This window comes from Thioclava sp. F34-6 (assembly GCF_002213235.1).
In the GTDB taxonomy this organism is placed as follows: domain Bacteria; phylum Pseudomonadota; class Alphaproteobacteria; order Rhodobacterales; family Rhodobacteraceae; genus Thioclava; species Thioclava nitratireducens.
On sequence record NZ_NBOA01000002.1, the window covers coordinates 586,839 to 610,305 of the forward strand.

The following is a 23,467-nucleotide window of genomic DNA, read 5'->3' on the forward strand; positions in this document are numbered from 1 at the left end:
ACAGTATCCGAATTCTGACAGCGAGGACTGTTCAATGTTCATCACCCGCCTCACCCTCTCCGCCGCGATCGCCGGTGCGACGCTGGCTTCGGCCGCCGCCGTTCAGGCCGCCGATATCTCCGGCGCCGGCGCGACCTTCCCCTACCCGATCTACTCGGACTGGGCGAAAACCTACAAAGAGAAGACCGGCACCGGTCTCAACTACCAGGCCATCGGCTCGGGCGGCGGCATCAAGCAGATCGAGTCCCGCACCGTGACCTTCGGCGCGTCCGACAAGCCGCTGGGCGGCGACGAGCTGGAGAAGAACACGCTGGTTCAGTTCCCGACCGTCATGGGCGGCATCGTTCCGGTCGTGAACGTCGAAGGCATCAAGCCGGGCGAGCTGGTTCTCGACGGCGAGACGCTGGCGAAAATCTACGAAGGCAAGATCACCAAGTGGAACGATCCGGCCATCGCGAAGCTCAATGACGGCGTGAAGCTCCCCGACGCGGCGATCGCCGTTGTCCACCGTTCGGACGGCTCGGGCACCACCTTCAACTACACCTATTACCTCGCCTCGGTCGACGAGACCTGGAAGAACGATATCGGCGTCTCGACCTCGGTCGAATGGCCGGTGGGTCTTGGCGCCAAGGGTAACCAGGGCGTGGCCGCGAATGTCGATCAGACGAAGAACTCGATCGGCTATGTCGAATATGCCTACGCGCTGCAGAACAACATGACCTACACGGACATGATCAACAAAGCAGGCAAGAAAGTCGCGCCGAAGGCCGAAGCCTTCGCCGCTGCCGCCGCCAATGCCGACTGGTCGAGCCAGCCGGGCTTCGGCGTGATCCTCGCCAACCAGCCGGGCGACAAGACCTGGCCGATGACCGCGGCGACCTTCATCCTGATGCACAAGGATGCCAAGGACGGCGCAGCGTCGAAAGAGGCGCTGAAGTTCTTCGACTGGGCCTACGCCAACGGCGACGACGCCGCGGCGAAGCTGGACTACATCCCGATGCCCGACAATGTCGTGGCCCAGATCAAGAAGGAATGGGGCCAGATCAAGGGCAAGGACGGCAACCCCGTCTGGGCCATGAACAACTGATCCTTCCTTCATAAACACCTTCGGGGGAGGGCCGTGACTGCGGCCCTCCCTTTCTGCGATTTTGAGTGGAGTGCGCGATGACGGCGACAAGCGATTACGAGAGAGGCGTGAAGAGCGCGCGCCCGGTAGCCCAGTCCGATCGGATTTTCGGAACCTTGACGCTGGCCGCCGCGGTGGTGGTGCTGCTGGTCCTTCTGGGCGTGTTCGTCTCGCTCATAATGGGGGCGTGGCCTGCACTCAAGGAATACGGGCTGCCGTTCCTGTGGACCGAGAAATGGAACCCGGTGACCGAAAAGTTCGGCGCGCTGGCACCGCTCTACGGCACGGTCGTCACCTCGATCATCGCGATGGTCATAGCGGTGCCGGTCGGGCTTGGCATCGCGATCTTCCTGACGGAGACCTGCCCGCGCATGTTGCGTCGCCCGTTGGGGATCGCGATCGAGCTGCTCGCGGGCATCCCCTCTATCATTTACGGCATCTGGGGCCTCTTCGTCTTTGCGCCCTTCATGCAGAGCTATATCCAGCCCTTCCTGATCGACACGCTGGGCAATGTCCCGGTGATCGGTGGCCTCTTCGCAGGCCCGCCCTACGGGATCGGGATGCTGACGGCGGGGCTGATCCTCGCGATGATGATCCTGCCCTTCATCGCCTCGCTCGCGCGCGACATCTTCCAGACGGTGCCGCCGATGCTGCGTGAAAGCGCCTATGGCATGGGCATGACCCGTTGGGAGGTGAACCGCCACATCGTGATCCCGCATGTGCGCACCGCGCTGGTGGGCGGTATCATGCTGTCGCTCGGCCGCGCGCTGGGCGAGACGATGGCCGTGACCTTCGTGATCGGCAACGCGCATCGCATCTCGGGCTCGATCCTCGCGCCGGGCACGACAATCTCGGCGGCCATCGCCAACGAATTCACCGAGGCCACGACGCCGATCTACACCTCGTCGCTTATCGCGCTGGGCCTCGTTCTGTTCATCCTCACCTTCATCGTGCTCGCCGCTGCCCAGTGGATGCTCAAGCGCATGAAGCAAAAGTCGGGAGCGTAACGCATGGCTTCGATGACCCGCAGAAAGACCGTCAACGCGGTGATGATGACGCTGTCCACGGGGGCGGCGGCGCTCGGCCTCTTCGTGCTGGCCGTGATCCTGCTCTACCTGCTCTACAAGGGAGCGAGCGCGCTGAACCTAGCCGTCTTCACGCAAGACACGCCCTCGCCGATGGAGCCGGGCGGCTTGCGCAACGCGATCCTCGGCTCGGTGATCATGTCGGTGATCGCGGTGGCGATCGGGACGCCGATTGGCATCCTAGCCGGAACCTACATGGCGGAATACGGGCGCTATGCGAAGCTGTCCAAAGTGATCCGTTTCGTGAACGACATCCTGCTGTCGGCGCCCTCGATCATCGTCGGCCTCTTCGTCTATCAGGTGCTCGTCGTCAGCCTTGGGCATTTCTCCGCGCTTGCGGGCTCGGTCGCGCTGGCGATCCTCGTGATCCCGATCGTCGTGCGCACCACAGAGGACATGCTGCGCCTCGTGCCCGATCAGCTGCGCGAAGCGGGGCTTGCGATGGGCTGGCCGCGCTGGATCGTGATCCGCACGGTCGCTTACAAGGCGGCGATGGCGGGGATCGTGACCGGCGTGCTGCTGGCCATCGCCCGGATTTCGGGCGAGACAGCGCCGCTTCTGTTCACGGCGCTCAGCAACAATTTCTTCAGCCTCGATCTGACGCAGCCGATGGCCTCGCTACCGATCACCATCTTCCAATTCGCGCTCTCGCCCTACGATAACTGGCAGGCCCTTGCCTGGGCAGGCGCGCTTCTCATCACCGTCGCGGTGCTGGCGCTGTCGATTGTCGCCCGCCTCGTCACCTCCAAGAAGGAGAAACACTGATGGATACCCTCACCCGAGAACGCTCGCCGATGACCTTCGACGGGGTCGATCCCGCGCCGAAACCGCGCATCTCGATCAAGAATCTCGATTTCTTCTACGGTGATTTCAAAGCCCTGAAGTCGATCAATCTGGACCTGCCCGAGAACCGCGTGACGGCCTTCATCGGCCCGTCGGGTTGCGGCAAGTCCACGCTCCTGCGCGTGCTCAACCGGATGTATGACCTCTATCCGAAGCAGACCGCGACGGGGGAAGTGCTGCTCGATGGCGAGAATATCCTCGGCAAGAAGGTTGATCTGAACCGGCTGCGCGCGAAGGTGGGCATGGTGTTCCAGAAACCCACGCCCTTCCCGATGACGATCCACGAGAATATCGCTTTCGGCCTGCGCCTCGCGAATTACGCGAAATCCGAGATCGACGACCGGGTGCAGGCGGCGCTGAAAGGCGCGGCGCTCTGGGACGAGGTGAAGGACAAGCTGCAAAGCTCGGGCCAGTCGCTCTCGGGTGGTCAGCAGCAGCGCCTGTGCGTCGCGCGTACCATCGCGGTGGAACCGGAGGTGATCCTGCTCGACGAACCGGCTTCCGCGCTCGACCCGATCTCGACCGGCAAGCTGGAGGAGACGATCCACCAGCTCAAGGAGCAGTTCACCATCGCCATCGTCACCCACAACATGCAGCAGGCGAGCCGCGTCAGCGACCGTACCGCCTTCATGTATCTGGGCGAGCTGATCGAAGAGGGCGAGACCGCTCAGATTTTCACCCGCCCGCGGGTCGAACGCACGTCGGATTACATCACTGGCCGTTTCGGCTGAGCGCACGGATGCCTTGTTCTTGCAGGGACGCGGGCGTAGAACGCGGCCAGAATTCAGCGGAGTGGTGACATGGCTTTGAACAGACGGCGTCTTCTGCAACTCGGCGCGGCTTCGGTGGCGCTGGCGGCCAGCCCGCGCGGCGCGATGGCGGCGTTCGATCCCAAGCCCACGGGCTGGCGCAACTTCGGGCTGGTCACCAAAGTCAGCCTGCCCGGCGGCGGCGAGACGGCGCAGCTCTGGGTGCCGGTACCCTCCGTGCATGGCGACGGCTGGATGAAGCCCGGCGCGGTGAACTGGGAAAGCGATGCGGACGAGGTGCAGATCGTGAACGCGCCCGATAGCGGCACTCCGATGGTGCACGCGGTCTGGGGCGCTTCCGAGGGCCCGCGCAAGCTGACCGTGACCGCACAGGCCCAGACGCAGGACTTCGTGGTCGATCTGAGCAAGCCGGGCGATGTCGAGCCGCTGGACGAGGTCGAGCGTGCGCGTTTCACCGCCGCGACCAAGCTGCTGCCGACCGACGGGATCGTGAAGCAGACCGCCGACTCGATCACCCGTGGAAAGACCGGCGATCTGGAGAAAGCCCGCGCGATCTACGAGTGGATCGTCGAGAACACCGTGCGCAACCCGAAGACGCCGGGCTGCGGCTTGGGCGATATCGCCTTCATGCTGACCTCGGGCGATCTGTCGGGCAAATGCGCCGACCTCAACGCGCTCTTCGTGGGTCTGGCGCGTGCCGCCGGGCTCCCTGCGCGCGATGTCTATGGCATCCGCGTCGCGCCCTCGCGTTTCGGCTATAAGAGCCTCGGTCTGAAATCCGACGACGCCACCGGCGCGCAGCATTGCCGCTCGGAGGTTTGGCTGAGCGGCTTCGGCTGGGTGCCTGCCGACGCCGCCGATGTGCGCAAGGTGATGCTGCAGGAAGGCAAGGGGCATCTGGGCCTCAAAGACCCCAAAGTGGTCGATGTGCGTGCGAAGCTCTTCGGCGCATGGGAAGGCAACTGGGTCGCCTATAACTATGCGCATGACGTGGATCTGCCGGGTTCGGACGGGCCGGAGCTGCCCTATCTTATGTATCCGCAGGCCGAGATCGACGGCAAACGCCGCGACTATCTCGACGCCAAGGACTTCACCTACCAGATCACCGCGCGCGAATTGTCCGCCTGAGGCGGTCTCTGCCGTATCGGTGACAATCGCGCGCTTTCCCTTGGCGCCTTGCGGCGCTAAGGGCGGTTGCAGGAGGTGCGCCAGATGCGTGTTTTCATAAACGGGTTCGGACGGATCGGTCGCTCGGTGCTGCGCGCCTGGGCGGAGGCGCCTGCGCGCTGGCCGGGGCTGGAGATCGTGGGCGTGAACGATATCGAAGCGCCCGAGATGCTGGCTTACCTCTTCGAATATGACAGCGTCTTCGGCCCGTGGCGCGGCACGGTCGCGCTGGAAGAGGGCGCGCTGGTGATCAACGGCACCCGGATCGCGCTGCACCGCGCGGATGATATCTCCACGCTCGATCTGTCGGATGTCGATCTGGTGATGGAATGCACCGGTCGGGCCGACAGCCCGCAGATTGCGGGGCAGGGGATCGCGGGCGGCGCGTCTCGCGTGCTGATCTCGGGACCTGCGAAAGCGGCGGAGATCACGGTGGTTCTGGGCGCGAATGACGCGGCGCTGAACGGGCAGAAGATCGTCTCCAACGCCAGTTGCACGACGAATGCGCTGGCGCCGCTTGCGCGGCTGATCGATGTGGAATTCGGGATCGTCACCGGCTCGATGACGACGGTGCATTGCTATACCGGCTCGCAGCCCACGGTCGACAAGCCGCGCGGCCCGATGGAACGCTCGCGCGCGGCGGCGTTGTCGATGGTGCCGACGACGACCTCTGCGGGCAAGCTGATGGAAGAGGTGCTGCCCGATCTCGCCGGTCGCCTGATCGCGCAGGCGGTGCGGGTGCCCACGGCCTCCGTCTCGGCGGTTGATCTGGCGGTGACGGTGAAAAATCCCGCCACGGTCGAACAGGTCAACGCGATGCTGCGGGACGCAGGCGGGGTGATCGGCACGACCGGGAAGCCGCTCGTCTCCACCGATCTGCGCGCGCGCCCCGAGAGCGTCGTCATGGCGCTGCCCGAGACGCGGGCGACCGCGCACGGGCTGATCCGGGTCTTCGGCTGGTATGACAATGAGTGGGGCTTCTCCAACCGGATGCTGGATATGGCGCTACGGATGGGCTGACATGAAAAAGCCCCGCCGGAAGGGCGGGGCTTTCGAATGTCTCGTGAGCGTGCCGATTACTGGCGGTTGCCCATGAATTGCAGCAGGAACATGAACAGGTTCAGGAAGTCCAGGTAGAGCTGCAGCGCGCCGATGATGGCGGCCTTGCCCATGAACTCCGAGTCGCTGGCAGCGAGCTGCAGGTAGGTGTTCTTGATGTTCTGCGTGTCGTAAGCCGTGAGGCCCGCGAAGATCAGAACGCCGATCACCGAGATCGCGAAGGCCATCGCCGAGGAGGCGAGGAAGATGTTCACGATCGAGGCGACGATCAGGCCGATCAGACCCATCATCAGGAACGAGCCCATCGCGGAAAGGTTACGCTTCGTGGTGTAGCCGTAAAGCGAGAGACCCGCGAAGGAGATCGCCGTCACGAGGAAGGTCTGCGCGATCGAGATGCCGGTATAGGCGGCGAAGATGAAGCTGATCGACAGGCCCATCAGCGCGGCATAGACGAAGAACACGATCTGCGCCGTGCTGGTCGACATCTTGTTGATCATCGCGCCGAAGGCGAAGACGATCGCCAGCGGGGCCAGCATGACAACCCATTTGAGGCCCGAGCCGAAGATCGCGGCAACGAGCGCCGGGTTCGTACCCACACCAAACGCCACGGCCCCGGTCACCAGCATCGCCAGCGACATAAGCCCGTAGACCTTGTTCATATGTGCGCGAAGACCCTCGTCAATCGCAGCCTGACGCGTGCCCGCGCGAGGGGTCCGCATCGTTTCGAAATCAGCCATCAGCACCTCCAACTATGTCGTCCGGTCGTCCCTCGGACCGGTTTCCCGACCGATATTGGCAGAGCAGCCCCGGAATTCAAGATTTGGGGCTGCCGGAAAATGCGTCGTTTCACATGGTTTTCACAGGTTGTGCCTCAGCGACCCGCGCGCCAGTGGTCGGGGGCGTCCCAAATCCGGCGCCGGACTTCGAACGCGGCTTCGGACTCGGTCAGCCCGATATCCTCAAGAAGCCTTGCATCGAGCCGCGCCAACGCCCGGCGCGAGCGGTAATGGGTGACAATCGCGGCGAGCGTGGCAAGGACGCTCCGCCGGGCGGGGCGGGCAGGGGCGCAGCAGGCGGCGTTGCGCTGGGTCAGGAAGGTCATCGTCTTATCCTCCGTGGGTGATCGTTTCTGCCCGGAAGGATGACGCAAGTTTTTTAATGATGAAAACGAATGATTGTGCTAATGAGTATCACGAAACGTGATGGATAGGCCGACATGGCACAAAACCTCGATATCGCAGCGCTGCGTGCGCTTCTGACCGTTTCGGAAACCGGCTCGGTGACGCAGGCGGCGCGGCTTCTGAACCTGACCCAATCGGCAGTCTCGATGCAGATCCGCCGCTTGGAGGAGGCGCTTGACAAGGTGCTCTTCGATCGGGCGAACCGGAAGATGGCGCTGACCCGTGCGGGGCGCTCTCTTCTGGACCATGCGCGCCGGATCTGCGCCGAGAATGACGCGGCTCTGGCGCGGCTGCGCGCGGCGGATGCCGAGGTGACCGTGCGGTTCGGTCTGCCGCATGATCTGGTCAGCCCGCAGATGCCGCATCTGTTGCGCGCGCTCTCAGAGCAATGGCCGATGGTCCGGCTGCAACTCGCCTCGCGCCGCTCGCAGACCCTGCGGCGAATGCTGGATGCGGGCGAGCTGGACATGATCCTGACAACGGAGGAGACGCCCGGTCCGGAGGCCGAGGTGCTCTCTGCCGATCAACTGGTTTGGATCGGCGCGCAGCTCGGGCGCGCCTTTTGCGCGCGCCCTCTGATGCTGTCGATCGAGGAAGGATGCGCGTTCTACGGCGCGGCCTTGGCGGCGCTCGAGGCGGTCGAGATCGAGTCCAAACCGGCTTTCGACGGGCAATCAGACGAGATGGCGAGCGCGGCGGTGGCCGCCGATATGGGCGTCGCGGTGCGGCTGTCGCGTGACATCCCGCCGGGCTGCGTGGCGCTAGGACCGGAAAGCGGTCTGCCGCCGCTCGGCCGCTCGCGGATCTGCTTCTACGACACAGGCCGGCTGACCGGCGATCCGGTCGAGGGGCTGCGTGCGCTGATCCGGGAGGCCTATGCCTGAGCGTCGATCTCGATGACCAGCTTGCCGGTGGAGCGGCGCGCGCGCAGATCTTCCAGCGCGTCCGGGATCTGCTCCATCGGATAGGTCGCGCCGATATGGGGGCTAAGGCCGCCCTGCGCGAACCAGTCGAAGAGCCGCGCCATCGACCCGGTCAGAACCTGCGGATCGAGCTTGAGATAGCCACCCCAGTAAAGCCCGTGGATCGCGATATTCTTCACCAACGCGTGGTTGAGGGGCAACTTCGGCTGGCTGCCGCTGGCGAACCCGATCATCAGATAGCGCCCGCCGGGTTTCAGGGCGCGGAAGGCGGCTTCGCCTGCGGGGCCGCCGATCGCGTCGTAAACTACGTCGCAACCGCCAAGGGCCTTGATCGCGCTTTTCAGATCGTCGCTCTCGCTATCGAGCGTCTCATCGGCCCCGGCGGCGCGCGCGATCTGCTGCTTCGCCTCGCCGCGCGCACAGGCAATCACCCGCGCGCCCATCTTCTTGCCGATCTCGACCGCCGTGAGGCCGACTCCACCGGCCGCGCCCAGAACCACCAGCGTCTCGCCCTCGGCGAGGCCTGCACGCGTCCCCAAGGCCACATGGCTGGTGCCATAGGCGATCTGGAAGGCCGCCGCCTGCGCGTAGCTCATCGCGTCCGGCATCGGCGTGCAGCGGCTTTCGGGGAAATTGCCCGCCTCGGCCAGCCCGCCTTGACCTGAGAAGACGGCGACGCGGGTGCCCGTGGCGAGGGTGCAGCCCTCGCCTGCTGCGATGACCTCTCCCGCGAGCTCCATGCCGAGGGTGAAGGGCGGGGTGGGGGTGTCCTGATATTTCCCCTCGATCATCAGCAGGTCGGCAAAGTTCAGACCGCAGGCTCGGATGGCCACCTGCACCTCGCCCGCTGCCGGGGCGGGAAGGGGGATTTCGGTCAGCTCGGGGTTTTGCCCGGGGGCGGCTTGAACATAGGCGCGCATCGAATGCTCCGGCAAGTTGTGTCGCGGGGTTGGTTGGCCAGCAAAGCGGACCCTACGTCGCCCGTGATAGACCGCGCAGCCGATCAGGGCCAGCCCGCCTGCCAGAGCCCGGAGCGGGACGTCGCGGCAGGGTCGCCGCCGGGCATTGACCGGCGAATCAATCCTCCGTGAGAGGGCGGTTGGCACCATAGGTTTCCGTAGCGGAACCCAATTCTTCGAGTTGCAAATCGCAAAACACGCGGAAGGCGAATAGGGGGGCACCTATCCTTTAGGTTAGGTGTGCTGCGGAAAGCCGCAATTTCCCTGTCTTTTTAGACAGGTTTGCGATTTTACCCGCGCGGGCCACACTCAGCGCACGGTAGTTTGTGGGTGAAATTGGCTTGAAGGGGAAAGAGTATGAAGCATCCGGTTGATGTCCATGTAGGCAAGCGGATCCGGCATCGCCGCTGGATGATTGGGATGACCCAACAACAGCTCGCGGACAAAGTTGGGATCAAATTCCAGCAGATCCAGAAATACGAAACCGGGATGAACCGGGTTTCGGCATCTCGACTCTGGGATATCGCGGATGCGCTCGAAGTTCCGATCTCCTTCTTCTTCGAAGGGCTCGCGGAAGATAGCGGGATGCAACCGGAAGTGGCGGGAGATATTCTGTCCGACAAGGAGGCGCTCGCGCTCGTGCGCTCCTATTACTCGATCCCGGAGGCGCAGCGCCGCCGGCTGTTCGAACTGGCCAAGGTGCTCTCCGACGCGGCCTGAGCGCTACGCGGACGCCTTTAGGCGCAACTGGCGACCGAATGTGGGGCGGTCGGCAGCTTGACCCGGAGAAGGGGGGCGGTTACCGCTCCCCTTATCTCATTTCTGGGGGTCGGTTGCGGTGACGGCGCGGCCCGGGGAGGACACTGATGCTTGATCTCGACACCGATACCCGCGCGGAGCTTTCGGCCTTGGCCGCTGAGCTTGCCGATTGCGCGCGGCGGGAGACCTTGGCGCAGTTCCGTCCCGTGGGCGGGATCGGCGCGGATAACAAGCTCGAAGGTGGGTTCGATCCGGTGACCGAGGCCGACCGTGCCGCCGAGGCCGCGATGCGTGCCCTGATCATGGAGCGTCGTCCGCAAGACGGCATCTACGGCGAAGAGCATGGCGTCACCCGCGGGCAAAGCGGACTGACCTGGGTACTCGACCCGATCGACGGCACCCGCGGCTACCTGTCGGGAACGCCGACCTGGGGCGTGCTAATCGCCTTGTGCGCCGAGGAACCGGACGGCCCCGGCGCGCCGCTCATGGGCGTGATCGACCAACCTTATATCGGCGAACGTTTTACCGGCGGCTTCGGACGCGCGACGCTCGACGGTCCGCATGGCGCGCGCCAGCTTGGCGTGCGGACCGGGCGCGGGATCGACAGCGCGACGCTTTTCACCACCTTCCCCGAAGTCGGCACGGCGGAAGAGGGCGCGGCCTTCGCTCGGCTGTCGAAGCAGGTGCGGCTGACGCGTTACGGCATGGATTGCTACGCCTATGCGCTGCTTGCCGCCGGCCAGATCGATCTGGTGGTCGAAGCCGGCCTGCAGCCCTATGACGTGGCGGCTCCGATCGCGGTGATCGAAGCGGCGGGAGGCCTTGTCACCAACTGGCAGGGTGGTCCGGCGCATCGCGGCGGGCAGGTGCTCGCCGCCGCCTCGCCGGAGATTCATGCCGCCGCGCTCGAAGCGCTGAACGGCTAATCTCTTCCTCTTTCTGAAAAGATCCCGCCGGATGAGGCGAGAACAGCGGCCTTTCAGTGGAAGGACGCCCCGCCGAACGCCCGAAGCGCAAGCGGAGGGCAGAAAAGAGCGGGGGCCGCGCCCCCTCGTGCTTCAATCCTTGCGCTTGCGGAACAGTTTCTCGCGCCCGATCCGATCGAGAAGATCGCGCGTCGCCTCGGTGCCGAAATGCTGGCGGTGGGCGAGGTCGGGCAAACGCTCGGATATCTCGCGGCCCAATTCTTCGGGTAGAAGTGACAGCGTCGCCTCGGACACCATCAGGCTCTCGACCGGAACGCCTTCGGCATAGATGATCTCATGCCGGTCGAAGACCAGCGCGAAGTAATCGACGAACCCGCCCTCGCGCTGCCAGACATTCTCGCCATCGACGAGATGCTTCGCCTGCACGAGGATTTCCGACGTGTCGCCCAACTTCTGCGCGCCGCGGCGATAGAGGAACACGCGGTGATGGGGCGAGATCACCAGGTCGCCTTCATTGCCCAGTACGCCCGCCGAAATCACGACCGGCGCGAAAGACCCCAGCGCGCGCATCGTCGCCTTCGCCACCAGCTTCACCGGCTGCGGGCCATTGTCGCGGGTCAGCACCCGCGCGCCGGGCGTCAGCTGCTCGATCGGCATCTGCGCGCCGCCGGCCAGCGTGATCATCGTGCCGGTGGTGAAGGCCACGCAGACGAGGTCCGACAGCCGCACCTCGCCGGGATCGTCGCGCGCCTCCAGCAACGTGTAGTCGAAGCGCGCTGCCATCGGTGAGAGCGGCAACGCGTAATGCGCGCCCGTGGCCTCGTGGCAGATCATCAGGATGTCGACCGTGTCGCCCTCGGGCGTGATCAGCAGGTGCCGCGCGATCAGCTCGAGCGCATCCCCCGGCGCGCCGATCTCGGAGCCTTCAGCAACGGTCGGCGCGGCGCCTTGCTGGGCCAGCACGAGGCGGCGCGGTTTGGCGGCGCGATGGAGCTGATAAATGTCGCCGGGTTCGCAATCTTCGGCAAGGCCGAGCGCGTCGCCCTGATTGGCCCCGGAAGTGACCCAGATATCCTCTGCCTCGAAGACGTGAACGATCTGGCTCGGGTTTGACACGCGCTCTCCCTAGCCCTGTCGGGCCGTCTGAAACTGCTGGATCGCATCGGCTTACCGCGGGCCGCTCGTGATGGTCAAGCGGCCACAGCGCGCTTGTCCTCCCATTCGGGCAAGCTACTGTGCGAGGCGTAGCTGGCAGGGCCGCGCGCGATGTTTCGCGCGATGGGCTCGCCGGATCACGCCGGAGAATGAAAGCAAAGGAGAGGGCGCGATGGATCTTGGTATCAGGGGCCGCAAGGCGATCGTATGTGCGGGCTCGAAAGGGCTTGGACGGGGCTGCGCGATGGCGCTCGCGCAGGCAGGTGTCAACATCGTGCTGAATGCGCGCGGCGCCGACACGCTGGCCGCGACGGCGAACGAGATCATGGCCGCGACCGGGGTCACCGTGACGCCCGTGGCCGCCGACATCACCACGCCCGAGGGACGCGCGGCGGTGCTGGGCGAAGCGGGCGAGGTCGACATTCTGGTGACCAATGCGGGCGGGCCGCCTCCGGGCAACTGGCGCGACTGGTCGCGCGACGATTTCATCGCGGCGCTCGATGCGAACATGCTGGCCCCGATCGCGATGATGCAGGCGGTGCTGCCGGCCATGATCGAGCAGCGCTGGGGGCGGGTGGTCAATATCACCTCGCAATCCGTGCGCGCGCCGATCGCGCAGCTCGGCCTGTCGAACTCTGCACGTTCCGGCCTGACCGGCTTCGTCGCCGGCACTTCGCGGCAGGTCGCGGAATATGGCGTGAACATTAACAACCTGTTGCCGGGCCTGCATGCGACCGACCGCGCGGTGTCGCTCGATACGGCGGCGGCGAAGGCGAAGGGCATCTCGGTAGAGGAAGCCAAAGCGCAGCGCGAGGCATCGATCCCGGTGCGTCGCTACGGCACGCCCGAGGAGTTCGGTGCGACCTGTGCCTTCATGTGTTCGGTTCACGCCGGGTTCATGGTCGGGCAGAACGTGATGCTCGACGGCGGGCTGAACAACATCTCGATCTGAGCCGGATCTGCCGGACGACCTACCGGGCTTGCTTGGGGGGCGGGGGGCTGTTATCTCCCGCCCTGCATTGCCTGACACTTTCGGTCGAGATTTCGCTGCATGAGCGCACAATTACCCCCTCCGCGCCTCGAAGTTCGCGCGCTTGGCCGCGTGTTCGACGGGTTGGCCGTGGTCGACGACGTGTCCTTTGCGATCCCAGCGGGGCAGGTGACCTGTCTGCTGGGCCCCTCGGGCTGCGGCAAATCGACGACGCTCCGGCTGATCGCGGGAGTCGATACGCAGGATGCGGGCGAGATCTACGTCGACGGAGCCGCGATCAGCGACGGCTCCGTTCACGTCCCGCCCGAGCAACGCGCGATCGGGCTGATGTTTCAGGATTTTGCGCTGTTTCCGCATCTGACGGTTGCCGAAAATATCGCCTTCGGCCTCAAGGGCGATGCGGCGGCAAAGCGCGCCCGCGTGACGGAATTGCTCGAGAAGGTCCGCCTGCTGCGCCATCGCGACAGCTATCCGCACGGGCTTTCGGGCGGCGAGCAGCAGCGCGTGGCGCTGGCACGTGCGCTTGCACCCCGACCGCGTATCCTCTTGATGGACGAGCCTTTCTCGGGACTGGACGAACGCCTGCGCGACGATATCCGCGACGAGACTCTGGCGCTTCTGAAAGAGGAAAACACCGCCGTTCTGCTGGTCACGCATGAGCCGCATGAGGCGATGCGGATGGCCGATGAGATCCTGCTGATGCGCGGCGGGAAGATCGTGCAGCGCGGCGCGCCCTATAACCTCTATAACGCGCCTGTGGACCGGGCGGCGGCGGCGTTCTTCTCGGATGTGAATGTGCTCAAGGGCCGTGTGAAGGACGCGCTGACCGAGACTGCGTTCGGCGATTTCCTGACGCCGGGCCATGCGGACGGGACCGAGATCGACATCGTGATCCGCCCGCAGCATCTGAAGATCGATTTCGACCGGGCAGGGCTCGGCCCGTCCCCGACGCCGCAGGACGGCACGCCCGCGCGGGGCGTCGTCGAACGCGCACGCTTCTTGGGCCGCGAGAGCCTCGTCGAGTTCCGGATGGATTTCGACGGCACGATCCTGCGCGCCAGCGTCCCGAACGTATTCCTGCCGAAGCCCGGCACGCCGATGTGGCTGATGATCCGGCGCGATCGCTGCTTTGTCTTCCCGGCGAAAGGGGGCGGCGCTTAAGCGCTCAGCGGTCCTGTCGCCCCGCACGTCCGCCCCGGCGCTTGCGCAGTTGCGGCGCTCGCTCGGGCAGCTCCGCCATCACCTCGCGGCGCGCCTCGGGCGTCATCCGAGACCACGCGCCGATTTCTTCCATCGTGCGGTAGCAGCCGATGCAGATCCGCGCCTCGGGGTGAATCTGGCAGAGCTTGACGCAGGGGCTCTCGATCTCGGCGCGTTTCCAGATGTCGTCGGTGTTTTGCGGATCGTTCATGCCGCCCCCAGATAGCGCAGCCGATCCAGCGCGCCTTGCAGAATGAAGCTTGCCGCGACGTGGTCGATCGCCTCTGCGCGTTTGGCGCGCGACATATCGGCCTCCAGCATCGCGCGTTCGGCGGCGACCGTGCTCAGCCGCTCGTCCCAGTAGCTGATCGGCAGATCGGTGAGGCGGCTGAGGTTGCGAGCGAAGGCGCGGGTTGATTGGCAGCGCGCTCCTTCGGTCCCGTCCATGTTCTTCGGCAGGCCGAGGATCAGCCCCTTCAAATCACGCTCCGCCACGATCTTCAGAAGCGCCTCGGCATCTAGGCCGAACTTCCTGCGCTTGATCGTCGATAGCGGCGTCGCGACCGAGCGCAGCCCGTCGGACACCGCGACGCCGATGGTCTTGGTGCCCAGATCGAGCCCTGCGACGCCGCCCATGCGCGGGATCGCATCGGCGAATTCTTCGATCGTCTCGCAGATCATTGCGCCACACCTGCCGATTTCGCCGCCGCCTCGACCTGAGCCAGCGCATCCGGTTTGTCGGCCAACGCCTTCTGCGCCTCGCCCCAGGCTTCCTTGGCGCGGTCGGTTTGGCCCAACGTGGCGAGGGACGAGATCACCCGCGCCCATTCCTGCGGCGTGCCACCCTCGGTGGTCAGGCGGTCAAAGAGACCATCGACCATGCCCTGGATCATCTGCTGGCGCTCCTCGGGCGTCATCGAGGCCGCGTCCTTCATCTGCTGCGCGCTCGGACCGGGCAGGGCGGGGGCCGCCTGCGGGGCGCTTTGCCCCGCCTGCGCGCCACCCATGTCCTGCAGCGCCTGACCGGCCGGGGCCTGATGGGCCGCGTCGATCTTCGCCATGTCGTCCGGGCGCGAGCCGAATTTGCCCTTCGCTTCGCCATAGACCGCATCTGCGCGGTCGACCTCACCGATCATGCGCAGCGACGAAATCAGGCGTGCCCAGTCATCTGCGCTGCCGCCTTCCTGCGCCAGCCGGTCGTTCAGGCGCTCCACCATCGAGCGGATCATCTGCTGACGCGCCTCGGGCGACATGTCCGCCGCCGCCGCGACATCTGCCTGCGACGGGCCGGGCGCGCCGCGCGGTCTCGGCGGGGTGTAATCCTTCTCGCCCGCGAGCCATGCCAGCTCCTCGATGTTCTGCTGCACCAGCGGCACCCACGGATCGCTGCTTTCCGAGTTGCGCAGCAGGTTGTCCCAGAGGCGGAACGCCCGGTCGCCGCGCCCGTTCTGCGCCATCATCAGGCCAACGTAATAGAGCGCGAGCCCGTTATTCTGGTCCATCTTCAGCGCGGTCGCGAAGACTTTCTCCGCCTCGGGCGTGATCAGCCCGCCAGCGGCCACGGCCATCATCTCACCCAGCTCGGCGTAATCCTGAGCGGTGGCGGCATCGCCCTTTGTCGCGACGAGCCGCTGCTGCGCTTTCCATGCGGCGTCGAAATTGCCCAGCGCCGCCTCGTTGCGTGCAAGCAGTTCGAGGCCCTTCGGATCGTCGGGCTTCTTCGCCACCGCTTCGCGCAGCTTCTTCATCAGTTCGAGGAATTTCGGGTCCGGATTGGCCGGGGGGGTCGCACGGGCCTTCTGCATCTTCTCGGCCTCGGCCTGCGAGGGGCGGCTGTCATAGAGCTTGTCGGCATCCGCGAAACGCTGCGCGATCGGCTGGTCCTGATAGCCCTCCGCGCCCATCCGGGTATAGAGCCAGAACGCCGCGCCGAAGATCACGACGCCACCGATCACCAGCGCGATGGTCGGCCCTTTCGGTGCCCGGCCCAGATCGGAGCCTGCCTGCGCCTTGCGGTCCGCCTCGAGCATCCGGCGCGAAATTTCCAGCTTTGCCCGGTCGGCTTCCTCGCGCGATGTGACTCCACGCTCGACGTCGCGTTCCAGATCGCGCAGCTGGTCGCGATAGACCTGCACGTCATACGAGGCCGCCGGTGCCATCTCGTCTTCCCCACGTCCGCGCAACAGGGCAAGCGCAAACAGAAGCGCAATGACCGCAACGAGCGCGGCGGCGATAATCCAGAACAGCATGGCGTCTCCTCATCCTTCGCCTCCCATTTAGGCGAGATGACGCCGCGCCGAAAGGGTCTAGCGCGTGAATGGAACCCGATGTCGCAGGCCCATGTCGCTTTTTTCCCTGCGATGCCGCAACAGGGGGGCTTTCGCCCGCCGCCCCGGTCCATCACAAAGGCGAAAGAGTCGAGACTGCTCGGAGGCGCGCTCATGAAACGCTATTCGATGTTTGCCGTTGCGCGTGAGGCGATGCGCTTCCATCGCGGTTGGGAGCGGGCCTGGCGCTCGCCCGAGCCGAAGAAACGCTACAAGGTCATTGTCGTGGGGGCAGGGGGGCATGGCCTCGCCACCGCCTATTACCTTGGCAAGGTGCATGGGATCACCGATGTCGCGGTGATCGAGAAGGGCTGGCTGGGCGGCGGCAATACCGGCCGCAACACCACGATCATCCGCTCGAACTACCTGCAGGATCCGTCGGCGGCGATCTACGAGAAAGCCCGCGCGCTGTACGAGGATCTGAGCCAGGATCTGAACTACAACGTGATGTTCTCGCCGCGCGGTCTTTTGATGCTGGGCCAGACCGAGCACGAGGTGCGCGGCTACAAGCGCACGGTGCACGCCAACCGCCTGCAGGGCATCGACACCGAATGGATCGGACCGGAGCAGGTCAAGGAGCTGGTGCCGATCATCAATATCGACGGGCCGCGTTACCCGGTGTTGGGCGCTCTGCTGCAAAAGCGCGGCGGCACGGCGCGGCACGACGCGGTAGCCTGGGGCTATGCGCGGGCGTGCTCGGACATGGGCATGGACATCATCCAGAAATGCGAAGTGACCGGTGTGCGCACCGAAGGCGGCAAGGTGCAGGGCATCTCGACCACCAAGGGCGAGATCGACTGCGAACAGCTCGCCATCATCGTCGCGGGGCATTCCTCGGTCCTGGCCGAAATGGCGGGCTTCCGTCTGCCGATCGAGAGCGTGGCGCTGCAGGCGTGGGTGTCCGAGCCGATCAAACCCTGCATGGATGTGGTCGTGATGGCCAACACCGTGCACGGCTACATGTCGCAATCCGACAAGGGCGAGATGGTGATCGGCGGCGGCACGGACGGGTTCAATAACTACACCCAACGCGGCTCGTGGCACCATGTCGAGGAAACCACCCGCGCGCTGGTCGAGACCTTCCCGATCATCTCGCGCCTCAAGATGTTGCGCCAATGGGGCGGCATCGTGGACATGACCGGCGACCGCTCGCCCATCCTGTCGAAAACGCCGGTCGAGGGCATCTTCGTCAATTGCGGCTGGGGCACGGGCGGGTTCAAGGCGATCCCGGGCTCGGGCTATGGCATGGCCGAGCTGATCGCACGCGGCCACTCGCCGCTGACCGACCAATTCGGGCTCGACCGTTTCAAGGAAGGCCGCTTCATCGACGAAAGCGTCGCCGCAGGGGTGGCGCACTGATGAAGACGACCTCCCTTTCGACCTGCTTCAAATCCCTCCCGGCGCTCTCCAGTAAAGAGGTGCATCCGACATGCTGACCCTCACCTGTCCCTGCTGCGGCGTCACCGCCGAGGAAACCGAATTCGCCCCGGGCGGAGAGGCGCATCTCAAGCGCTTCGGGCCGGGCTCGTCGGATGACGAGTTCGAGGGATACCTGTTCGCCCGCAAGAACCCGAAAGGTGTCCATTTCGAGCGCTGGCGCCATGCCTATGGCTGCGGCAAGTGGTTCCTGGCGGCGCGAGACACGGGCACGCTCGAGGTATTTGCGACCTACAAGGCGCAGACCACCGAGCCCCCCGCCGATGTGATCGCGAAGATCAAAGCGAAACGCCCCGACTGGGAGGGCTATAAATGAGCACGCGTCTTTCCAAGGGTGGTCGTCTGATCGACCGCGCGAAACCGCTCGCCTTCACCTTCAACGGCAAGCCGATGCGTGGCTTTGCGGGCGATACGCTGGCCTCGGCACTGCTGGGCGGCGGTCAGGTCATGGTGGGCCGGTCGTTCAAATATCACCGCCCGCGCGGCATCGTGGCCTCGGGCGCGGAAGAGCCGAACGCGCTCGTCGGTCTGGGCCGCAACGCGCGGTTCGAGCCCGATCAGCGGACCACCACAACCGAGCTGTTCGAGGGGGCCGAGACCACCAGCCAGAACCACTGGCCGTCGCTCGACTTCGACATCGGCGAGATCAACAACACCTTCTACAAATTCCTGCCTGCGGGTTTCTACTACAAGACCTTCATGGCACCGCGGGCTGCGTGGAAGCACCTGTTCGAGCCGATCATCCGCAAATCGGCGGGCTTGGGCGGCGTGCCGAAAGAGGCCGACCCGGATCGCTACGAGCAGGTCTACGCCCATTGCGACGTGCTCGTCGTGGGCGGCGGTGTGGCGGGTCTTGCCGCGGCGCTCAAGGAAGGCCGCGCCGGTAAACGCGTCTGGCTGATCGAGCAGACCCCCAACTGGGGCGGGCGCACGCCGGTCGATGGCGGTCAAATCGACGGTCACGACGCGCAGAATTGGATCGACAGCGCGCTGGTCGAACTGTCCTCGATGGAGAATGTCACGATGCGGACCCGCCTGATGGCGGCGGGCCTGCACGATCATGGCTATGTCATCGGCTACGAGAACCTCGCCGACACCACTCCCGGCGATGGCCGTCCGCGCCACCGGCTCTGGCGCATCCGTGCAGGCCACACGATCACCGCGACCGGCGCGATCGAACGCCCGCTTGCTTTCGCGGGCAACGACGTGCCCGGCGTGATGCTGGCCTCGGCGGTGCGCGATTACATCGTGAACTGGGCGGTCTCGCCCGGCGATCGCACGGTGATCGTGACCAACAACGACGACGCCTATCGCACGGCGCTCGCGATCCTCGATGCGGGGCTGACGATCTCGGCCGTCGTCGATGCGCGTGAGGAAACCCATGGCGCGCTGCCCGAAGCCGTGAAGGCGCGCGGTGTGCGTGTGCTTGAAGGCCGCGGCATCGCGAAAGTGCTCGGTCGCAAACGCGTCTCCGGCGTCGAGATCTGCGCACAGGCAGGCGAGGGCGGGGCGGTCGAGACGATCGACTGCGATTGCGTCGCGATGTCGGGCGGCTGGTCGCCGGTCGTGCACCTGTGGTCGCATTGCGGCGGCAAGCTGACCTGGGACGATGCGCGTGCGATGTTCCGCCCCGATCCGAACCGTCCGCCGACCGGCGCGGATGGGACCGGCATGGCGACGGTCGTGGGGGCCGCCAATGGCGATCTGACGCTCTCCGAGGCGATGGGCGGTCTGGGCATCGGCGCGGCTTCCGAGGAGGAAGCGCCGCTCGCCCCCGTCTGGATGATGCCCGCGGGCGCGCCCGATGCGCTGCGCTTCAAGAGCTTCCTCGACTACCAGAACGACGTGAAGGTCTCCGATGTGCAGCTGGCCGCCCGCGAGGGCTACGAGTCGGTCGAACATACCAAGCGCTACACCACGCTCGGTATGGCGACCGATCAGGGAAAGCTGAGCAATATCAACGGACTCGCTATTCTCTCGAATGCGCTTGGCCAACCGATCCCGGCCACTGGCACGACCACCTTCCGCCCGCCCTACACGCCGATTTCGCTCGGCGCCGTGACGGCGGAAGCCAAGGGCGAGCTGTTCCAGCCGCTGCGCCGCACCCCGATCCAGTCCTGGCACGAAGCCAAGGGCGCGCATTGGGAGCCGGTCGGCCATTGGCGTCGTCCCTATTGCTACCCGAAATCGGGCGAGAGCCACCGCGAGGCGGTCAATCGCGAGATCACCAATACCCGCAAGAATGTGGGCATGCTCGACGCCTCGACGCTGGGCAAGATCGTGGTGAAAGGGCCGGATGCGGGGAAATTCCTCGACATGCTCTACACCAACATGATGTCGACGCTGAAAGTCGGCAAATGCCGCTACGGGCTGATGTGCAACGAGAACGGCTTCCTGATGGATGACGGGGTCGTGGCGCGCCTGTCCGAAGATACGTGGCTGTGCCACACGACCTCGGGCGGGGCGGATCACATCCATGGCTGGATGGAAGACTGGCTGCAATGCGAGTGGTGGGACTGGAAGGTCTACACCGCCAACCTGACCGAGCAATATGCCCAGATCGCCGTCGTCGGCCCGAAGTCGCGCGAACTGCTGGAGCGACTGGGTGGCATGGATGTCAGCAAGGAGACGCTGCCCTTCATGCAATGGGCGGACGGCACGCTGGGCGGTTTCGACGCGCGCATCTTCCGCATCTCCTTCTCGGGCGAGCTGAGCTACGAGATCGCGGTTCCCGCGTCGCAGGGCCTCGCGCTGTGGGAGAAACTGATGACCGAGGGCGAAGCGCTTGGCGTGATGCCCTACGGCACCGAGGCGCTGCACGTGATGCGCGCCGAGAAGGGCTTCATCATGATCGGCGACGAGACCGACGGCACCGTGATCCCGCAGGATCTGGGCCTCAACTGGGCGATCTCGAAGAAGAAGACCGACTATCTGGGCAAGCGCGCGCAGGAGCGGTCCCACATGACCGACCCGAACCGCTGGAAGCTCGTCGGCCTCGAGACGCTCGACGGATCGGTGATCCCCGATGGCAGCCACGCGCCCGCGGACGGGTTCAACGCCAACGGTCAGCGCAACACGCAAGGCCGCGTCACCTCGACCTATTACTCGCCGACGATCGGCAAAGGCATCGCAATGGGGCTGGTGCTGAACGGGCCCGACCGGATGGGCGAGGTGATCGAGTTCACCGGTGAGGGCGAGGACATGGTCAAGGCGCGGATCGTCGATCCGGTCTTCTACGACAAAGACGGGGAGAAGCAGAATGTCTGAGGCCGTCAGCGCCCTTTCCGGGCAGAGCCACGAAGGTTTCGTCACCGTGTCCGAGGCCGGACTGGTGGGCATGATCTCCATCCGCTGCGATCTGGGCGCGAAGGCGCTGGCTAAGGCGCTCAAGGCCGAGGGGCTGCCCGTCCCCGGTCCGCGCCGGATCGAGACCGTCGACGGGCGCTCCATCGCGTGGATGAGCCCGGATGAGCTGTTGCTGATCTGCGCCCATGACGAGGCGCCCGCGCTTACCGACCGGCTGGCCGAGGCGCTTGCCGCAGAGCATGCGCTGGTCGTCAACGTCTCTGACGCCCGCGCGATGTTCACCATCCGCGGCGAGAAGGCCGACCAAGTGGTGATGAAGCTTTCCCCCGCCGATGTCGCGACTCTACCCAAAGGCGAAATCCGCCGCTCCCGTGCGGCACAAGTGGCGGCGGCGTTCTGGCGATCGGGGGAAGACGAGATCTCGCTGGTCTCCTTCCGCTCCGTCGCGGGCTACGTGATGGGTCTTCTGGAGGTCTCCTCGCGCCCCGGGTCGGAATTGTTCTGAGGTGCGGGGACTGGCGCCCGCCGTCCCTCAGTCCAGGCTATTCAGTGTTCGGGGTCGTGTCGTTTGAAACGACGAATTCTCACTCCGTCTCACGCCCCAGGGGAATATCAAGCAATTGGAAGGCCGAAATAATTACTAAACCTCGGTCCGTCTATGCTGCCGCTGCGGTGCAGGCGGGATGCCGATTGCCGCGCAGTGCGAGACGCCCGGCTTTCCCTCCCCTCTGAGGCTAGAGCCGGGCGTTTTTCGCTTCCAATGAACCTAAATATCCCGTGCGGGCGCGGGGCAGTCCCCTCGAACTCCACGGTCGGTCCGAAAATGAAACCGCGCGCCGGGGCGGGGCCTTGGCGCGCGGTTCGGTCTCGATCAGGATCGGTTTACTCCAGCTCGATCAGCAAATCCTTCGCGTCGATCTGGGCGCCCGGCGAAACGTGGATCGCTTTCACGGTGGCGTCGCGCTCGGAGTGGATGCCGGTTTCCATCTTCATCGCCTCGATGGTCAGGAGCATATCGCCCGGCTTCACCTTCTGGCCGACATTGACCGCGATCGAGGCGATCGAACCCGGCATAGGCGCACCGATATGATCCGGGTTACCCGCCTCGGCCTTCGGTTTCGCCGCGGTCGTCGCCTTCACCGCGCGGTTCGGAACGCGCACGGCGCGGGGCTGGCCGTTGAGCTCGAAATAGACTTTCACCTCGCCCAGCTCGTCGGTGTCGCCGGTGGTGAGATAGCGGATCTCCAGCGTTTTGCCGGGGTCGATCTCGGCGGAAATCTCGTCCTGCGGCTCCATCCCGTAGAAGAAGACCGGGGTCGGCAGGGTGCGCACCGGGCCATAGGCTTCGTGGCGACTTGCGTAATCGGTGAAGACCTTGGGATACATCAGGTAACCCGCCAGATCCTCGTTATCGATCTCGCGCCCGTCGAGCTGTTCGGAGGCCTCCTTGCGGGCGGCTTCCAGATCCACCGGGGGCAGGTTTTTACCGGGACGCTCGGTCGAAGGCGTTTCGCCCTTGAGCACCTTCGCCACGATCCCCTCGGGCCAGCCGCCGGGCGGTTGGCCGAGATTGCCGCGCATCATGTCGATGACCGAATCCGGGAAGGAGACGTCCTTGGCCGGATCGAGCACGTCTTCCTTGGACAGGCCCTGCGCGACCATCATCAGCGCCATGTCGCCTACGACTTTCGAGGACGGCGTGACCTTTACGATATCGCCGAAGATCTGGTTGGCATCGGCATAGGCCTGCGCCACCTCGTGCCAACGCTCTTCCAGCCCCAGCGAGCGCGCCTGCGCCTTGAGGTTGGTGAACTGGCCGCCGGGCATTTCGTGCAGGTAGACCTCGGAGGCGGGAGCCTCGAGACCGCTCTCGAAGGCCGCGTATTGGTGGCGCACGGCCTCCCAGTAGTTCGAGATCATCCGGATCGCGTGAATATCGAGGCCGGTATCGCGCTCGGTATGGGCCAGCGCCTCCACGATGGAGCCGAGGCAGGGCTGCGAAGTGCCGCCCGAGAACGCGTCCATCGCCGCGTCCACCGCATCGACGCCCGCATCGGCGGCAGCAAGGATCGTCGCGCCTGCGATGCCAGAGGTGTCATGGGTGTGGAAGTGGATCGGGATATCGACCTCTTCCTTGAGCGCCGAGATCAGCTGACGCGCGGCGGCCGGTTTCAGAAGGCCCGCCATGTCCTTGAGGCCGAGGATATGGGCGCCCGCCGCTTCCAGCTCTTTCGCCATGCCGATATAGTATTT

General features: G+C 65.3%; 23 protein-coding genes. 15 read left to right on the forward strand and 8 right to left on the reverse strand.

Features of this window, described 5'->3' with window-relative positions; genetic code table 11:
- The first annotated feature begins 34 nt into the window (after positions 1-34).
- From pstS to B6V72_RS06045, 6 genes are all read left to right on the forward strand, one after another.
- A complete protein-coding gene (pstS, locus tag B6V72_RS06020) occupies positions 35-1,087 on the forward strand; it encodes a phosphate ABC transporter substrate-binding protein PstS (RefSeq protein ID WP_088720071.1) in 1,053 nt (350 codons plus the stop codon).
- A 77-nt stretch (positions 1,088-1,164) separates the two neighbouring features.
- Positions 1,165-2,133: a phosphate ABC transporter permease subunit PstC gene (gene pstC, locus B6V72_RS06025; RefSeq protein WP_088735064.1), complete on the forward strand. Its 969-nt coding sequence runs from the start codon at positions 1,165-1,167 to the stop codon at positions 2,131-2,133.
- A 3-nt stretch (positions 2,134-2,136) separates the two neighbouring features.
- Positions 2,137-2,976 carry a phosphate ABC transporter permease PstA gene (gene pstA, locus B6V72_RS06030; protein ID WP_075776978.1) on the forward strand — a complete coding sequence of 280 codons (840 nt, stop codon included), beginning with the start codon at positions 2,137-2,139 and terminating at the stop codon, positions 2,974-2,976.
- A 29-nt stretch (positions 2,977-3,005) separates the two neighbouring features.
- On the forward strand, positions 3,006-3,785 hold the full coding sequence (gene pstB, locus B6V72_RS06035; RefSeq protein ID WP_075776999.1) for a phosphate ABC transporter ATP-binding protein PstB: 780 nt from the start codon (positions 3,006-3,008) through the stop codon (positions 3,783-3,785).
- 69 nt (positions 3,786-3,854) lie between these two features.
- Entirely contained in the window at positions 3,855-4,952 is a 1,098-nt protein-coding gene (locus tag B6V72_RS06040; RefSeq protein ID WP_088735065.1) for a transglutaminase domain-containing protein, read from the forward strand.
- A gap of 84 nt (positions 4,953-5,036) precedes the next feature.
- Positions 5,037-6,011 carry a glyceraldehyde 3-phosphate dehydrogenase NAD-binding domain-containing protein gene (locus B6V72_RS06045; protein ID WP_088735067.1) on the forward strand — a complete coding sequence of 325 codons (975 nt, stop codon included), beginning with the start codon at positions 5,037-5,039 and terminating at the stop codon, positions 6,009-6,011.
- A gap of 56 nt (positions 6,012-6,067) precedes the next feature.
- Here B6V72_RS06045 and B6V72_RS06050 read toward each other — a convergent pair whose 3' ends face one another.
- Both B6V72_RS06050 and B6V72_RS06055 read right to left on the reverse strand, forming a co-directional pair.
- Positions 6,068-6,787: a Bax inhibitor-1/YccA family protein gene (locus B6V72_RS06050; protein WP_075776975.1), complete on the reverse strand. Its 720-nt coding sequence runs from the start codon at positions 6,785-6,787 to the stop codon at positions 6,068-6,070.
- A gap of 134 nt (positions 6,788-6,921) precedes the next feature.
- Entirely contained in the window at positions 6,922-7,152 is a 231-nt protein-coding gene (locus tag B6V72_RS06055) for a DUF1127 domain-containing protein (RefSeq protein WP_088728066.1), read from the reverse strand.
- A gap of 114 nt (positions 7,153-7,266) precedes the next feature.
- Between B6V72_RS06055 and B6V72_RS06060 the strand changes: the two genes are divergently transcribed.
- On the forward strand, positions 7,267-8,115 hold the full coding sequence (locus B6V72_RS06060) for a LysR family transcriptional regulator (protein ID WP_088735069.1): 849 nt from the start codon (positions 7,267-7,269) through the stop codon (positions 8,113-8,115).
- On the opposite strand, the gene B6V72_RS06065 is transcribed toward B6V72_RS06060, so the two are convergent.
- Positions 8,106-9,074: an NADPH:quinone oxidoreductase family protein gene (locus B6V72_RS06065; RefSeq protein WP_088735070.1), complete on the reverse strand. Its 969-nt coding sequence runs from the start codon at positions 9,072-9,074 to the stop codon at positions 8,106-8,108. The genes B6V72_RS06060 and B6V72_RS06065 overlap by 10 nt on opposite strands.
- 396 nt (positions 9,075-9,470) lie before the next feature.
- Here B6V72_RS06065 and B6V72_RS06070 point away from each other — a divergent pair, with 396 nt between their 5' ends.
- Entirely contained in the window at positions 9,471-9,833 is a 363-nt protein-coding gene (locus B6V72_RS06070; RefSeq protein ID WP_075776971.1) for a helix-turn-helix transcriptional regulator, read from the forward strand.
- A gap of 146 nt (positions 9,834-9,979) precedes the next feature.
- Entirely contained in the window at positions 9,980-10,798 is an 819-nt protein-coding gene (locus B6V72_RS06075) for an inositol monophosphatase family protein (protein ID WP_088735072.1), read from the forward strand.
- A 132-nt stretch (positions 10,799-10,930) separates the two neighbouring features.
- On the opposite strand, the gene B6V72_RS06080 is transcribed toward B6V72_RS06075, so the two are convergent.
- Complete coding sequence (locus B6V72_RS06080; protein WP_088735073.1) at positions 10,931-11,914, reverse strand: Hint domain-containing protein; 984 nt, start codon at positions 11,912-11,914, stop codon at positions 10,931-10,933.
- 211 nt (positions 11,915-12,125) lie between these two features.
- On the opposite strand from B6V72_RS06080, the gene B6V72_RS06085 reads away from it, so the two are divergent.
- On the forward strand, positions 12,126-12,905 hold the full coding sequence (locus tag B6V72_RS06085; RefSeq protein WP_088735074.1) for an SDR family oxidoreductase: 780 nt from the start codon (positions 12,126-12,128) through the stop codon (positions 12,903-12,905).
- Between the two features lie 99 nt (positions 12,906-13,004).
- On the forward strand, positions 13,005-14,105 hold the full coding sequence (locus tag B6V72_RS06090) for an ABC transporter ATP-binding protein (protein WP_088735075.1): 1,101 nt from the start codon (positions 13,005-13,007) through the stop codon (positions 14,103-14,105).
- Positions 14,106-14,109: 4 nt separating this feature from the next.
- Here the strand turns inward: B6V72_RS06090 and B6V72_RS06095 are convergent, their stop codons facing one another.
- Genes B6V72_RS06095 through ccmI form a run of 3 tightly spaced genes read right to left on the reverse strand, consistent with a single transcriptional unit; the run spans position 14,110 to position 16,393 of the window.
- Complete coding sequence (locus tag B6V72_RS06095; protein WP_078548071.1) at positions 14,110-14,355, reverse strand: DUF1289 domain-containing protein; 246 nt, start codon at positions 14,353-14,355, stop codon at positions 14,110-14,112.
- A complete protein-coding gene (gene ruvX, locus B6V72_RS06100) occupies positions 14,352-14,825 on the reverse strand; it encodes a Holliday junction resolvase RuvX (RefSeq protein ID WP_088720082.1) in 474 nt (157 codons plus the stop codon). Before ruvX ends, B6V72_RS06095 begins: the two co-directional genes overlap by 4 nt.
- The gene (ccmI, locus tag B6V72_RS06105; RefSeq protein WP_088724801.1) at positions 14,822-16,393 is read right to left on the reverse strand and encodes a c-type cytochrome biogenesis protein CcmI; all 1,572 of its coding nucleotides are present in this window, start codon (positions 16,391-16,393) and stop codon (positions 14,822-14,824) included. The genes ruvX and ccmI overlap by 4 nt, the downstream gene beginning before the upstream one ends.
- Before the next feature lie 192 nt (positions 16,394-16,585).
- On the opposite strand from ccmI, the gene B6V72_RS06110 reads away from it, so the two are divergent.
- The 4 genes from B6V72_RS06110 to B6V72_RS06125 all read left to right on the forward strand — a co-directional run bounded on the left by B6V72_RS06110 (position 16,586) and on the right by B6V72_RS06125 (position 21,719).
- Positions 16,586-17,830, forward strand: coding sequence for a sarcosine oxidase subunit beta family protein (locus tag B6V72_RS06110; RefSeq protein WP_075776998.1), 1,245 nt, complete (start codon positions 16,586-16,588; stop codon positions 17,828-17,830).
- 70 nt (positions 17,831-17,900) lie between these two features.
- The gene (locus tag B6V72_RS06115; protein WP_088720084.1) at positions 17,901-18,224 is read left to right on the forward strand and encodes a sarcosine oxidase subunit delta; all 324 of its coding nucleotides are present in this window, start codon (positions 17,901-17,903) and stop codon (positions 18,222-18,224) included.
- The gene (locus B6V72_RS06120) at positions 18,221-21,175 is read left to right on the forward strand and encodes a sarcosine oxidase subunit alpha family protein (protein ID WP_088735077.1); all 2,955 of its coding nucleotides are present in this window, start codon (positions 18,221-18,223) and stop codon (positions 21,173-21,175) included. Before B6V72_RS06115 ends, B6V72_RS06120 begins: the two co-directional genes overlap by 4 nt.
- Positions 21,168-21,719: a sarcosine oxidase subunit gamma family protein gene (locus tag B6V72_RS06125; RefSeq protein ID WP_088735078.1), complete on the forward strand. Its 552-nt coding sequence runs from the start codon at positions 21,168-21,170 to the stop codon at positions 21,717-21,719. Before B6V72_RS06120 ends, B6V72_RS06125 begins: the two co-directional genes overlap by 8 nt.
- A gap of 377 nt (positions 21,720-22,096) precedes the next feature.
- Here the strand turns inward: B6V72_RS06125 and B6V72_RS06130 are convergent.
- A partial coding sequence (locus tag B6V72_RS06130) for a biotin/lipoyl-containing protein (protein ID WP_146696173.1) occupies positions 22,097-23,467 on the reverse strand: 1,371 nt, incomplete at its 5' end.